This window comes from Paenarthrobacter sp. Y-19, from assembly GCF_029223985.1.
Lineage (GTDB): Bacteria > Actinomycetota > Actinomycetes > Actinomycetales > Micrococcaceae > Arthrobacter > Arthrobacter nicotinovorans.
Genome location: NZ_CP119414.1, coordinates 1,956,146 through 1,969,275, shown reverse-complemented (window position 1 = coordinate 1,969,275; position 13,130 = coordinate 1,956,146). Strand labels below are relative to the sequence as shown.

The 13,130-nt window shown below is 63.4% G+C and carries 12 protein-coding genes; 7 read left to right on the top strand and 5 right to left on the bottom strand.

Translation table 11 applies throughout. The features are described 5' to 3' along the window. Positions 1 to 14 precede the first annotated feature (14 nt). From leuS to PYR64_RS09090, 3 genes are all read left to right on the top strand, one after another. The gene (gene leuS, locus PYR64_RS09100; RefSeq protein ID WP_275779524.1) at positions 15 to 2,543 is read left to right on the top strand and encodes a leucine--tRNA ligase; all 2,529 of its coding nucleotides are present in this window, start codon (positions 15 to 17) and stop codon (positions 2,541 to 2,543) included. Between the two features lie 59 nt (positions 2,544 to 2,602). Next, positions 2,603 to 3,586, top strand: coding sequence for a DegV family protein (locus PYR64_RS09095; RefSeq protein ID WP_275779523.1), 984 nt, complete (start codon positions 2,603 to 2,605; stop codon positions 3,584 to 3,586). A 145-nt stretch (positions 3,587 to 3,731) separates the two neighbouring features. Beyond that, entirely contained in the window at positions 3,732 to 4,619 is an 888-nt protein-coding gene (locus PYR64_RS09090; RefSeq protein ID WP_018777712.1) for a helix-hairpin-helix domain-containing protein, read from the top strand. Here the strand turns inward: PYR64_RS09090 and PYR64_RS09085 are convergent. Continuing rightward, positions 4,584 to 4,886, bottom strand: coding sequence for a hypothetical protein (locus tag PYR64_RS09085; RefSeq protein ID WP_231375227.1), 303 nt, complete (start codon positions 4,884 to 4,886; stop codon positions 4,584 to 4,586). The genes PYR64_RS09090 and PYR64_RS09085 overlap by 36 nt on opposite strands. Here PYR64_RS09085 and PYR64_RS09080 point away from each other — a divergent pair. Further along, positions 4,885 to 6,330, top strand: coding sequence for a ComEC/Rec2 family competence protein (locus tag PYR64_RS09080; protein WP_275779522.1), 1,446 nt, complete (start codon positions 4,885 to 4,887; stop codon positions 6,328 to 6,330). The two genes, PYR64_RS09085 and PYR64_RS09080, sit on opposite strands and share 2 nt — an antisense overlap. After that, on the top strand, positions 6,249 to 7,265 hold the full coding sequence (gene holA / locus PYR64_RS09075; protein ID WP_018777711.1) for a DNA polymerase III subunit delta: 1,017 nt from the start codon (positions 6,249 to 6,251) through the stop codon (positions 7,263 to 7,265). Before PYR64_RS09080 ends, holA begins: the two co-directional genes overlap by 82 nt. A 106-nt stretch (positions 7,266 to 7,371) precedes the next feature. Here the strand turns inward: holA and rpsT are convergent, their stop codons facing one another. Then, the gene (gene rpsT, locus PYR64_RS09070; protein WP_011774926.1) at positions 7,372 to 7,632 is read right to left on the bottom strand and encodes a 30S ribosomal protein S20; all 261 of its coding nucleotides are present in this window, start codon (positions 7,630 to 7,632) and stop codon (positions 7,372 to 7,374) included. 168 nt (positions 7,633 to 7,800) lie between these two features. Continuing rightward, positions 7,801 to 8,337: a type II toxin-antitoxin system PemK/MazF family toxin gene (locus PYR64_RS09065; protein WP_018777710.1), complete on the bottom strand. Its 537-nt coding sequence runs from the start codon at positions 8,335 to 8,337 to the stop codon at positions 7,801 to 7,803. A gap of 160 nt (positions 8,338 to 8,497) precedes the next feature. On the opposite strand from PYR64_RS09065, the gene lepA reads away from it, so the two are divergent. Beyond that, positions 8,498 to 10,351: a translation elongation factor 4 gene (lepA, locus tag PYR64_RS09060; RefSeq protein ID WP_026267159.1), complete on the top strand. Its 1,854-nt coding sequence runs from the start codon at positions 8,498 to 8,500 to the stop codon at positions 10,349 to 10,351. Then, entirely contained in the window at positions 10,352 to 11,581 is a 1,230-nt protein-coding gene (gene hemW / locus PYR64_RS09055; protein ID WP_018777708.1) for a radical SAM family heme chaperone HemW, read from the top strand. Between the two features lie 62 nt (positions 11,582 to 11,643). On the opposite strand, the gene PYR64_RS09050 is transcribed toward hemW, so the two are convergent. Together PYR64_RS09050 and PYR64_RS09045 are read right to left on the bottom strand one after the other, a co-directional pair. Further along, positions 11,644 to 12,057 (bottom strand): DUF4870 domain-containing protein, encoded by a 414-nt coding sequence (locus PYR64_RS09050; RefSeq protein ID WP_018777707.1) that lies wholly within the window; start codon positions 12,055 to 12,057, stop codon positions 11,644 to 11,646. Between the two features lie 129 nt (positions 12,058 to 12,186). Then, positions 12,187 to 13,038, bottom strand: a complete 852-nt coding sequence (locus tag PYR64_RS09045; protein WP_018777706.1) for a DUF3097 domain-containing protein — start codon at positions 13,036 to 13,038, stop codon at positions 12,187 to 12,189. Positions 13,039 to 13,130: the final 92 nt, after the last annotated feature.

The following is a 13,130-nucleotide window of genomic DNA, read 5'->3' as shown; positions in this document are numbered from 1 at the left end:
AGAAGAGGGCAGCAGTGAGCGTTCAGCCGGAGACAGAGACCGGAACAGCACAGACAGCCGCAGCCGAAGCGCCTGAAGAAGGCGTCTACAGCTTCGCTGCGATGGAAGCCAAGTGGCCGCAGGTCTGGGAAGACCTCAAAGTCTTCACGCCTGCCGACGACGGCTCGCGTGAACGCCGCTACGTTCTGGACATGTTCCCCTACCCCTCGGGCGACCTTCACATGGGCCACGCCGAAGCGTTCGCCATGGGCGACGTCGTCGCCCGTTACCTGCGCCAGAAGGGCTTCGATGTCCTGCACCCGATCGGTTGGGACTCCTTCGGCCTGCCCGCCGAGAATGCGGCCATCAAGCGCAACGCGCACCCCAGCGAGTGGACGTACGCGAACATTGAGACCCAGGCGGCGTCGTTCAAGCGCTACGCCATCTCGGCTGACTGGTCGCGTCGAATCCACACCTCGGACCCCGAGTACTACCGGTGGACCCAGTGGCTGTTCAAGCGCTTCTACGAGCGGGGATTGGCCTACCGCAAGGACTCGCCGGTCAACTGGTGCCCCAAGGACCTCACTGTCCTGGCAAACGAGCAGGTCGTCAACGGCGCCTGTGAGCGTTGTGGCACACCGGTGACCAAGAAGTCCCTGAACCAGTGGTACTTCAAGATCACCGACTACGCAGACCGCCTCCTGGAGGACATGGACCAGTTGCAGGGTCACTGGCCCGAGCGCGTGCTGGCCATGCAGCGCAACTGGATCGGCCGGTCCGAAGGTGCGCATGTCCGCTTCGTCATTGAGGCCACCGAAGACCGGGCCGAGCGCGAAGTCACCGTCTTTACCACGCGTCCGGACACCCTCTACGGTGCAACCTTCTTCGTCGTCGCCGCTGATGCGCACCTGGCACTGGATCTGGTGACCCCGGAACAGCACGACGAGCTCATGGCTTACCGCGAGAAGGTGAAGGCCCTCTCGGAAATCGAGCGGCAGTCCACCGAGCGCGAGAAGACCGGCGTCTTCACAGGCCGTTACGCGATCAACCCGCTCAACGGTGAGAAGCTCCCTGTCTGGGCTGCGGACTACGTGCTGGCCGACTACGGCACCGGGGCGATCATGGCCGTGCCCGCGCACGATCAGCGTGACCTCGACTTCGCCAAGGCCTTCAACCTCCCGGTGCGCGCCGTCCTGGAAACCGGGGGCGAAGACCCCGCTGAGACCGGTGTGGCCACCGCCGGCGAAGGCACGCTCAAGAATTCGGGTGAGCTGGATGGGCTCTCCAAGGCCGAAGCCATCCCCGCTGCCATCCAGATCCTGGAAAAGCTGGGAACCGGCGAAAAGTTCGTCAACTTCCGGTTGCGTGACTGGCTGCTGAGCCGCCAGCGTTTCTGGGGCACGCCCATCCCGATCATCCACTGTGGTGAATGCGGCGAGGTACCCGTGCCCGATGACCAGCTGCCGGTCAGGCTGCCCGATAACCTGCGAGGCGAAGCTCTGGCCCCGAAGGGGACCTCTCCGCTGGCCGCCGCCGTCGAATGGGTCAACGTTGAATGCCCCAACTGCGGCCGCGCCGCCCAGCGTGACACTGACACCATGGACACTTTCGTGGATTCGTCCTGGTACTTCCTGCGCTTCGTTTCCCCCGACTACACCGAGGGCCCGTTTGATCCCGAGAAGATCAACGAGTGGATGCCCGTGGGCCAGTACGTGGGCGGTGTGGAGCACGCCATCCTGCACCTGCTGTACGCCAGGTTCTTCACCAAGGTCATCAAGGACATTGGACTGATCGAGGCCAACGAGCCGTTCTCTGCGCTGCTGAACCAGGGCCAGGTGCTCAACGGCGGCAAAGCCATGAGCAAGTCGCTCGGCAACGGCGTGGACCTCGGCGAGCAATTGGACAAGTTCGGTGTCGACGCCGTCCGCCTCACCATGGTCTTTGCCTCCCCACCAGAAGACGACGTCGACTGGGCGGATGTTTCGCCGTCAGGCTCAGCGAAGTTCCTGGCCCGCGCCTGGCGCCTCGGCCAGGACGTCAGCAGCGAGCCCGGCGTCGACCCGGCCACTGGTGACCGCTCCCTGCGGACCGTGACGCACAAGACCATCGCCGATGCCGCTGAACTGCTGGACAACAACAAGTTCAACGTCGTTGTGGCCCGCCTGATGGAGTTGGTCAATGCCACGCGCAAGATCATTGACTCCGGGGCAGGCGCTGCGGACCCCGCTGTCCGGGAGGCCGTGGAGGCTGTTGCTGTCATTCTGAGCCTGTTCGCTCCGTACACCGCCGAGGACCTCTGGAACACCCTGGGACACCCGGCATCCGTGGCGAACGCCGGTTGGCCCGCCCACGACGAAGCACTGCTGGTGCAGGACACCGTCACCGCCGTGGTCCAGGTCCAGGGCAAGGTCCGGGACCGCTTGGAAGTCTCCCCGGACATTGCCGAAGACGAGCTGCGTGAACTGGCCTTGGCTTCGGAGAATGTTCAGCGGGCATTGGACGGCCGCGGCATCCGTACTGTGATTGTGCGTGCACCTAAACTGGTGAACATCGTTCCTGCCTAGCAGGGACTGTGAGGCCGCCGGCACTGTGCCGGCGGCCGGCCATCATCTATGGAGGTTGCGTGCCTGAGCGAGAACCACCGGCCTGGATATGGCTCAAGGAAAGAGTGGCGCGTCTTCGGCAACCGGCGGCGCCGGTTACCGCCGTCGATCAGCCGCTTGCCGCCGTCGTCAGGACTGCTGTCGTCACCGATTCCGCGGCCGCGTTGCCCGCCGAGTGGGTTTCCGCTTTTACCGCTGACGGTCGTTTGGCTGTTGTTCCCATGCCTGTGATGGTCGGCAATGAAATTTACGGCGAGGGCGAAGACGACATCACCCGGACATTGTCGCTGGCACTTGCTTCGGGAGCTTCCGTCAAAACCTCCCGGCCATCACCGGGCCAGTTCGAGCAGGCGTACTTGGCAGCCCAGCGGCGCGGTTTTGAGGCTGTGGTCTCCATTCACATTTCGTCCGAACTCTCGGGGACGGTGGACGCCGCCAAGCTGGCCGCTGAACGTGTCTCGATACCGGTCGAAATTGTGGACTCCCGCACTGTCGGCATGGCACAGGGAATGGGCGTCCAAAGCGCGGTCGTTGCCGCAGCGGACGGGCGCGGACCGGCCGAAGTCCGCGGCTTCGCGGAACAACGCATGGAACGCACCAAGGTGTACTTCTACGTTCCCAGCCTGGAACAGCTGCGGCGGGGTGGTCGTATAGGCGCGGCTGCGTCGCTCCTGGGGACAGTTCTGGCCATCAAACCCATCCTGGCGGTCGACGGCGGCAAGATCGTGCCGCTCGAAAAAGTACGTTCCGCCGTTCGCGCCATAGCCCGCCTCGAAGAAATTGTCGCCGCCGACGTAGCGTCCAGGCCGGCCGGACAGCAACGTTTGGCGGTCCACCACTTCGGAAACCAGATCGAGGCCGAAGCCTTGGCAACCCGTCTGAACGAGACCTGCCCGGACTGCCCGGCACCCCAAATCAGTGCTTTGCCGGCTGTCTTGGCCGCGCATGCCGGGCTCGGAGTTCTTGCGGTCATCGTGGGGGAGAGCAGTACTCCGACGGGGTGAGCCTGGACCTGCGGATTCAGGCTCATGGACTGGATGAGGGTAGTGCGCCGGGATGCCTGGTCTGCTTGCATCTGAGCGCAGCCACTTATCCACATAGCCATGGAAGCTCGCCCACGTGCCGCGCCGCCGACCGTAGGCTCGATTCATGCCACGCCGGAGCCGGGACCTGTCCCCAGATGCCGCAGCGCAGGCCGCGCGGGAACGGTTCGCCGCACGGATGATCCCAGACCACAGCAGTCGGCCGCTGCTGGATCTATCCGGTGATTCAGGCGCAGAAACAGATGATCTGGCGTCGCTCTTCGCAGGCGAGGCAAATTCGGTTCCGGCTGTCGCCCGGCTGCGTTGGCGGACATCGTGGAGGGTAGCTGCGCTGGTTGCCGTGGTGGCGGCCGTGCTCATGGCGTGGTTTCTCTGGCGACTCGCGGACGGTCGGGCAACGTCTGAGCCCCTGGGTCCTTCCGTATCCGCCGGCCGCTCAGATGGTCCTGATGCCGTAGATCCTCCGGCCGAAGGCGTGCAGCCCGCAGAAGTTGCTGCTCCGCCTGCGCAAGGTGGGCCAGGAGTGGTCATGGTGCACGTTGCCGGTGCGGTGGGCAAGCCCGGTGTCGTCTCATTGCCTCAGGGGAGTCGCGTCTTCCAAGCCATCGATGCGGCTGGCGGGGCGGCGCCCGGCGCCGACCTTACCGCCCTCAATCTGGCGGAAGTCCTCACCGACGGAATCAAGGTGTACATACCCGTTGTCGGAGAGACACCCCCTCAGAGCTCGCCGGTTGCGGGTGCTGGCGCAGTTTCCGGAGCGGCCAGTGGAACAGCCGGCCCTGCCGCGGCAGGTGCCAAGGTCAACATCAACACAGCCTCGCTGGAGGAACTCGGGACATTGCCCAGGGTCGGACCGGTAACAGCCCAACGCATCCTGGACTGGCGGAAAGAGCACGGAGCATTCACGTCCGTGGATGAACTTGACGCTGTGGACGGCATCGGGCCCAAGCTTATGGAGTCACTGAAGGATCTTGTGACGGTGCAAGGTGGCTGACGCCGGCGCCGGAACGGGGTCGGCCGGACGTACTGACCTCAGGTTGGTTCCTACTGCAGCCACTGCGTGGGGAGCGGCGTTCGCAGGCACCTTCAATGAGGCTGTTTGGTCCTGGGCTGCGGCAGGTTTCCTGTTGATCGCAGGCGCGGTCTTGCTGTTCAGTGGGCGGCAGCGGCGGTGCGCCGGGGTGCGGGCCCGGACAATGCCCGCCACTTTTGCTTTGGCATGTTTCTTCGGGGCCACAGTTGCGGTCCATTGTGCAGCCATGGCAGTCCAACGGGAGGAGGGACCGCTGGCGCAGGCGGCCGCGGACCATGACGGAGTCGCCATCGAGATACGGATTACGGGAAGCCCGGCCGCATCGATGGCACCTGGCCAGTCCGGAGGGAACAGGTGGACTGTGACAGCCGAATTGTTGGCCGTAACGGCGAAGAGCACTGTTGCGCGGGGGACGGCGGATGTCCTGATCGCCGGCGGCGATGGTTGGGACAAGGTACAAGCGGGCCAAGTGGTCAGAACCACCGGGACCCTCAAGGAAGCCCGCGACGGCCAGGGCCAGGATGCGCTCCTGTCGGCGTCCTCGTGGCCGGTGGTGCTCGACTCCCAACCCGATGTCCGGCAATCCGCCAGCGAGCTTAAGCATGGCTTCAGTGCCGCGACAAGGTGGTTGCCTCCCGATGCAGCCGGGCTGTTGCCAGGCATGGTCACGGGAGACACAAGTGCCTTGCCGGAGAGTCTCGGAACAGACATGAAAACGACAGGGATGACACATCTGACAGCTGTCAGTGGTGCCAATTGCAGCCTCGTTCTGGGAGCATTCATTCTGCTGGCCCGGTCACTTCGGCTATCTCGCCCGTTGGCGGCCGCCATTGCTGCATGTGGCCTGGCTGGGTTCGTCCTCATGGTCGGTCCTGACCCGAGCGTCGTGCGTGCCGCCGTCATGGGAGCTGTAGGGTTGGCCGCCATGGTGGGCGGCCTTCGGGGGCGTTCCCTGACGTTCCTTTGCGTCGCCACAGCGATTCTGTTGCTTCTTGACCCGACCATGGCAGCGAACGCGGGATTTCTCCTGTCCGTACTGGCAACGCTCGGGATAGTACTCCTGGCCAGCCGCCTTGCTTCCTGGATACCCTCGCGCGTTCCCCGATGGATGGCTGCCGGAGTGGCCGTTCCGTTCTCCGCCCAGCTGCTGTGCGGGCCCGTCATTGTGGCACTTCAGCCACAATTTACTCCGTATGCCCTCATCGCCAATGTCGTGGCCGGTCCTTTGGTTGCCCCAGTGACCATCATGGGAACGCTCGCTGTGCCGTTGGCGGTGATGGCGCCTTGGTTGGCAGTGGTGCCCGTCGCGGTGGCTGGCGGATGTGCGGCCACTGTTGCGGGAGTTGCCAGGTTCTTCGCGGGTTTGCCCGGCGCAACAATGCCTTGGGCCGAAGGCCAGGCCGGTGTCGCCGCCATGGTGCTGTGCTCGGGCGTCAGCATCACGCTGGTCTGGATGGTCCTGCAATCGGAACGGGTTCTGGTGCGGGTTGTGGCTTTGCATGCCGGGGTGGTGCTGTTCCTGGGCCGCATGTCAGGGCGGAGGCATGGCAGACTTGATATCTGCAAGGAATCATCCGGAAGGAAACACCAGTGGCTGCTGCCCAAAACACCCGGGCCAAGAACGCCGCGGCGAACACCGTCAGCTGGCGGGACGCAAGTCCGGCCGCCGTAGTACTGATCACCGGGCCGGAAGAATACCTTGGTATCCGTGCCATGGATCGGATCCGCACGCAGGTGCGGACTGCCACGCCGGACGTGGAACTCAGCCGTCTCAACGCCGGCTCCTACGAGGCAGGGACGCTGGCGATGACAGTGACTCCGTCCCTCTTCGGGGAAGGCAAGCTCATTGAGGTCGAGGGCCTCGAAGCCATGAATGACGCGTTCCTGGCGGATGGCCTGGCCTATCTCCAGCACCCTGACCAGGACGTCGTCCTTGTTCTTCGCCACGGCGGTGGAGTACGCGGTAAGAAGCTGCTTGATACCGTGAAGGCCGGGGGATGGCCCGTCATCGACTGCCAGCCCCTGAAGAAGGACTCGGACAAGACCGCCTTCGTTGTCTCGGAGTTCAAGGCGGGCGGACGACGCATTGAAGGCGAAGCCGTCCAGGCCCTGGTAAACGCGGTCGGTGCCAATCTTTCAGAGCTCGCATCAGCGTGCGGCCAGCTCATCGCTGATGCTACTACTGCCGTGACGGCAGAGACCGTGGAACGTTACTACGGAGGGCGGGTTGAAGCCACAGCCTTCAAGGTGGCAGATGCTGCCATGGCAGGCAACGGGCCAGTCGCACTTTCCACTCTCCGGCACGCCCTGGCCACCGGCGTCGATCCCGTTCCTCTCGTAGCTGCCCTGGCAGCCAAACTTCGGACCCTCGCCAAAGTAGCCGGGGCCAACGGGTCTTCAGCCACCATCGCCAGGAATCTGGGAATGCAGCCCTGGCTGGTGGAACAGGCCCAACGTGACGTTCGCCGGTGGACCCCCGAAGGCCTCATCCGTTCCATCCAGGTCATTGCCGAGGCGGATGCCCAGGTGAAGGGCGAATCGCGTGATCCCGTGTACGCGGTGGAGCATGCGGTAACGGTAATCGCCACGTCAGCCAGTCGTCGCTGAAGTCGGCCTAAGAAGTACCCGCCGGAGAAATACCGGCCGTTAAACCCAAAGGCCGGCACCCAATGGGTGCCGGCCTTTTGATCAGCTCAGTCGAACTGGAAAAACCTTAGAGTGCGTTGACCTTCTTGGAGATCGCCGACTTGCGGTTTGCAGCGTTGTTCTTGTGAATAACGCCCTTGCTGACAGCCTTGTCCAGCTTGCGGCTGGCAGCAACAAGTGCAGTTCCAGCAGCATCCTTGTCAGCAGACTCAACGGCGGTGTTGACGGCGCGGATGGCCGTCTTCAGCTCGGACTTGACAGCGTTGTTACGCAGGCGAGCCTTCTCGTTGGTGAGGATGCGCTTCTTCTGGGACTTGATATTAGCCACGTATGAACTCTCTTTTTAATGCGGAAATGGTCTAGAGGGTTTTCAGGTTGGCCATCGACTGAGCGGCGTGGGGATGCCTATGGCAGCCAACCATGAGTGGCCGTCGACCTGCACGGACACACAGCTATAAAGGATAGCAGATACTCACGGATAACGGAGACCCGCAGTTCAGCGCACGCTTTGATAGGCCCTGAGGCTCCGTGAAACGTCCTGGAATTGCCGCTTGCCCAAGACCGCGCCTTCACGCCGCACGGCCCGGGGGTCCAAGCGGATGACGCGCTGTACATTGACCTCGCTGGGCCGGCCCTGTCGGTCCCAAGGGCCGGCGCCAATGTCGACGTAGCTATCCGCGCGTGCTCCGTTGTCGTGGTCTTTCGAGGTCAACATCAACCCAAGCAACCATTCTCCGTCCCGCCCGATAAGAAGAACGGGGCGGTCTTTGCCCTGCGAGTGGTCCTCTTCATAGGGGACCCAGCCCCACACAATTTCGCCAGGATCCGGCCTGCCGTCCGGCTTGGGGGAGTAGCTGGGCTTGACGGCTCCGCGGAAGTCGCCGGGGTAGCGGCCCGGTGGCTGCCCGACGGCGGTACGCCGGGTGGGTTTGCCCGCCGTCGCCGATGGCGCGGCCGGCTTGGAGCTGCCGCCTCGCAGCGCCTTGAGTGAACGCAACAGAAATTTCCCCAGGGGGCGCACGTCAAAAGCCATAGGAACACGCTACATCCGACGTCGCCGGACAGCAGGGCGCGCGATGTACGGCGAAGCGCCGGTTCGTGGGAGACTAGAGGATCAGATGCGCGGCATGTTCGGGCTGGCTTATGCCCAGTCCGGGTAATTGCCGTGTGAGTGTCGACAGTAAGGATCCTGCGTGTCTCCCATGGCCCGCACCGCACCGGTGCCCGCCGCAACAGATCCGGCCATCATCCGGAACTTCTGCATCATTGCCCACATTGACCACGGTAAATCCACCCTGGCCGACCGCATGCTGCAGTTCACCGGCGTCGTTCAGCAACGCGACATGAAGGCCCAGTATCTGGATCGCATGGATATTGAGCGCGAACGCGGTATCACCATCAAGTCCCAGGCTGTCCGCATGCCTTGGGAACTGGACGGCACCAGCTATGCCCTGAACATGATCGACACTCCGGGTCACGTCGACTTCACCTACGAGGTTTCCCGGTCCCTGGCAGCCTGCGAGGGCGCGGTTCTGCTGGTCGACGCGGCACAGGGCATCGAGGCCCAAACCCTTGCCAACCTGTACCTGGCGATGGAAAACAACCTGACCATCATTCCGGTCCTGAACAAGATCGACCTCCCTGCGGCCCAGCCCGAGAAATACGCGGCTGAGCTCGCCAACCTCATCGGTGGGGACCCGGAGGACGTTCTGAAGGTTTCCGGCAAGACGGGCGTGGGCGTCGAAGCGCTCCTGGACAAGATCGTCCGCGATTTACCTTCCCCCGTAGGCGATCCTGACGCTCCCGCCCGGGCCATGATCTTCGACTCGGTCTATGACACCTACCGGGGCGTCGTGACTTATGTCCGTGTTGTGGATGGCATGCTGCATCCCCGCGAACGTATCCAGATGATGTCTACCCGTGCAACGCACGAGCTTCTCGAAATCGGTGTGAGTTCCCCGGAGCCCACGCCCTCGAAGGGCTTGGGCGTTGGCGAGGTGGGCTACCTGATCACCGGCGTGAAAGATGTCCGTCAGTCCAAGGTCGGCGACACCGTCACCAACCTGGCCAAGCCGGCGTCGGAATCCCTCAGCGGTTACGCAGATGCCAAGCCGATGGTCTTCTCGGGCCTGTACCCCTTGGATGGCACGGATTATCCGGTCCTTCGCGATGCGCTCGAAAAGCTCATGCTCAACGACGCCGCCCTGGTGTACGAGCCCGAGACCTCCGCTGCGCTGGGCTTCGGTTTCCGTGTGGGCTTCCTGGGGCTTCTGCACCTTGAAATCACGCGTGAGCGCCTCGAGCGTGAATACAACCTGGACCTCATTTCCACTGCTCCGAACGTGGAGTACGAGGTCACCCTGGAAGACAAGCGCGTCGTCCACGTCACCAACCCCAGCGAGTACCCCACAGGCAAGATCTCCGAGGTCCGCGAGCCGATGGTCTCTGCCACGGTCCTGGCGCCCAACGAGTTCGTTGGCGCAATCATGGAACTGTGCCAGAGCCGCCGCGGCCAGATGAAGGGCATGGATTACCTGTCCGAGGACCGCGTGGAGCTCCGATACTGGATCCCGCTGGCCGAGATCGTGTTTGACTTCTTCGACCTCCTGAAGTCCAAGACCCGCGGTTACGCCTCGCTGGACTGGAAGGCCGACGGCGAACAGGTCGCCGACCTCGTCAAGGTCGACATCCTGCTACAAGGTGAACAAGTGGATGCGTTCAGCGCCATCACCCACCGCGACAAGGCCTACGCCTACGGTGTGATGATGACCGGAAAGCTCCGCGAACTTATTCCCAGGCAGCAGTTCGAAGTGCCCATCCAGGCAGCCATTGGCTCCCGCATCATCGCCCGTGAGAGCATCCGTGCCATCCGCAAGGACGTTCTTGCCAAGTGCTACGGCGGTGACATCACGCGTAAGCGCAAGCTGCTCGAAAAGCAAAAAGAAGGCAAGAAGCGCATGAAGATGGTGGGCCGCGTTGAGGTTCCCCAGGAGGCCTTCATCGCAGCACTGACGACCGACGAGTCCAAGGACAAGGCCAAGAAGTAAATGCCCAGCGTCCTTCCTTTGGGCGATCCGGCACCTGCGGATGGATTATTGCCACCGCAGGTGCTGGACGGCGTCGAACAACGCAAATTCGGGCTCTACGTGCACATTCCGTTTTGTGCCGTACGGTGTGGCTATTGCGACTTCAACACGTACACCGCCACGGAGCTCGGCGGGGGAGCGTCGCAGGATGCCTATGCTTCCACGGCTGTTTCCGAAGTCGCTTTCGCGGCGACGACCCTTGAGGCCTCTGGCCTTCCGCATCGTCCACTAAGCACAGTATTTTTTGGTGGCGGTACGCCCACGCTCCTGCCTGCGGAGGATCTCGCAGAGATCCTGCGCGCCGCCGTCGGCTACTGGGGCCTGGAGCCCGGCGCTGAGGTGACCACCGAGGCCAATCCCGACTCTGTAACACCCGAATCCTTGAAGGTGCTTGCGGACGCGGGCTTCACCCGCGTGTCCTTCGGCATGCAGTCTGCGGTTCCGCACGTGCTGAAAGTGCTGGACCGCACCCACACTCCCAGCCGGGTGCCGCTGGTGGTGCAATGGGCCCGCGAAGCAGGCCTCTCCGTCAGCCTGGACCTTATCTACGGGACACCAGGGGAGTCCATGGAGGACTGGGAGTTCTCACTCAAGACGGCACTCTCGTACGGGCCGGACCACATCAGCGCCTACGCATTGATAGTCGAGGATGGCACCAAACTTGCCGCGCAGATCAAGCGTGGCCAGGTGCCCGGAATCGACGACGACGACCACGCCGCCAAGTATGAACTGGCGGACAAGTTGATCTCCTCGGCCGGCTTGAACTGGTACGAAGTCAGCAACTGGTCGAGGACTCCGGATCAGGCGTGCAAGCACAACCTCGCGTATTGGCGCGGAGACGATTGGTGGGGAATCGGCCCCGGCGCGCACTCACACGTGGGCGGTGTCCGGTGGTGGAACGTCAAACACCCCACGGCCTACGCATCACGATTGGGGGCAGAGACCTCACCTGCCGCAGGGCGCGAAACCCTCGACGCCGGCACCCGGGAAGTCGAGCGGATCATGCTGGAGGCGCGGCTCGGAACGGGACTTGCCGTAGATGCCCTGGATGCGATTGGGCGCCACGCGATGGCGGGCCTCATTGCTGACGAACTGGTTGATCCGGTTCAGGCATTCAAGGGACGACTGGTTCTTACCCTTAAGGGCAGGTTGCTCGCAGATGCCGTAGTCCGCAGGATCCTGCCGGACTGACCTTCGCCTGGGACTGACAGTCCGGTACCGTACCCCCCGGATTCATCGGGCGGATCGGGGCCCTACTTGATCCAGCGCAGGTTGAAACGGTAGCGGTGGGGCTGGCCGTGGTTGACCCGGATGCCCGCTGAAACAGAGAAGCACGTCAGTGCCACCCAGATACCCGTGGCAATGACGGCAAAAATGTTTCCCACCACCGGCAGCAGGACAAGGATGTTGGCCAAGACGGCGGCAATGGTGGGAGGCAACGTGAAATTCAGTGCCTCCTTGGATTCCTGCGCTGTAAACGGCCCGCGGTCGCGGAATATCAGGTAGATCAGGAGAGCCGGCAAGCATCCAAGGATGCCGCCGAAGTGCGCCAAAGTGGCCCACTGCCTGTCCTCGCTGGCTGTCAACGGGAGTGCGTTGGCAGGGGCGCCATGGTACTGGGGCCGGCCTGCGGCGCTGCCCGGTTCTTCAGGAGCGTTATCTGCCACGGTGTCTTCCCTTTGCTTTAAATGCTTTAAAGATGCTGCTGTGTTGCTGTCCAAGAATACCGGGCCGCGCGTCCTTCCCGGGACCAACGCCCCGGAAGCATGCCGGATCCTGATGATCCGGACCGTGGACTACGGGACGGTGAGGAAGTCGATGACTTCTTCCACACGCCCCAACAACGATGCCTCAAGGTCCGCATAGCTGTGCACTGCGCCCAGCAGGCGCTGCCAGCCCAGCCCGATGTCCTCCGCTGTTTCGTGGGGCCAACCGAAGGCCGTGAGAATCCCGGTCTTCCAATCAGTGCCGCGGGCAACGGCGGGCCATTGCTCGATGCCCAGGACCTTCGGCCGGATGGCCTGCCACACGTCCACATAAGGGTGGCCCACGATCAGGACGTTGCCTGCAGCGCCGGGGACAGTCATGGCCTCGGCTGCGATCCGGGACTCCTTTGAGCCCGCCACGAGGTGGTCCACCAGGATGCCAAGGCGGCGGCCGGGACCGGGTCGGAAGTCGGCAATGGCGGACTTGAGGTCGTCCACGCCGTGGAGCGGTTCCACCACAATTCCTTCAACACGGAGGTCGTCACCCCAGACTTTCTCCACGAGTTCAGCGTCGTGCTTGCCCTCCACCCAGATGCGGCTGGCCTTCGCGACCTGCGCCCGTTGCCCCTGGACCTTTACGGAACCCGAGGCCGTGCGATTCGCCTGAACCGCTGAAGCGGGCCGGCGAGGGGCCGGAGGCATCAACCTGATCGCTTGTCCTTCGAGAAGGAATCCGTACCCGAGTTGGAACGACTTCGTTTTACCGCGCCTGTCCTCGAGCGACACGATGTGCATGCCACCGGTCTTTTCCACCCGGGTGACTTCGCCCACCCATCCTGACTGGACGTCTTCGAGGACCATGCCGCGTTGCACCGGCACCTCAGGGAGCTGGCGTTTGGCTGGAGCGGTCAGGTCCTGCGGGCCCCAATTGTCGAAAGCCAAGGAATTCCTACCTCTGTGGTGATGTGAAAGGGGACAGGGGCGGGTTGCCGTCAGCCGGTCTCGGGACGCCGCCCTGGATGCAGTCCTCGGAC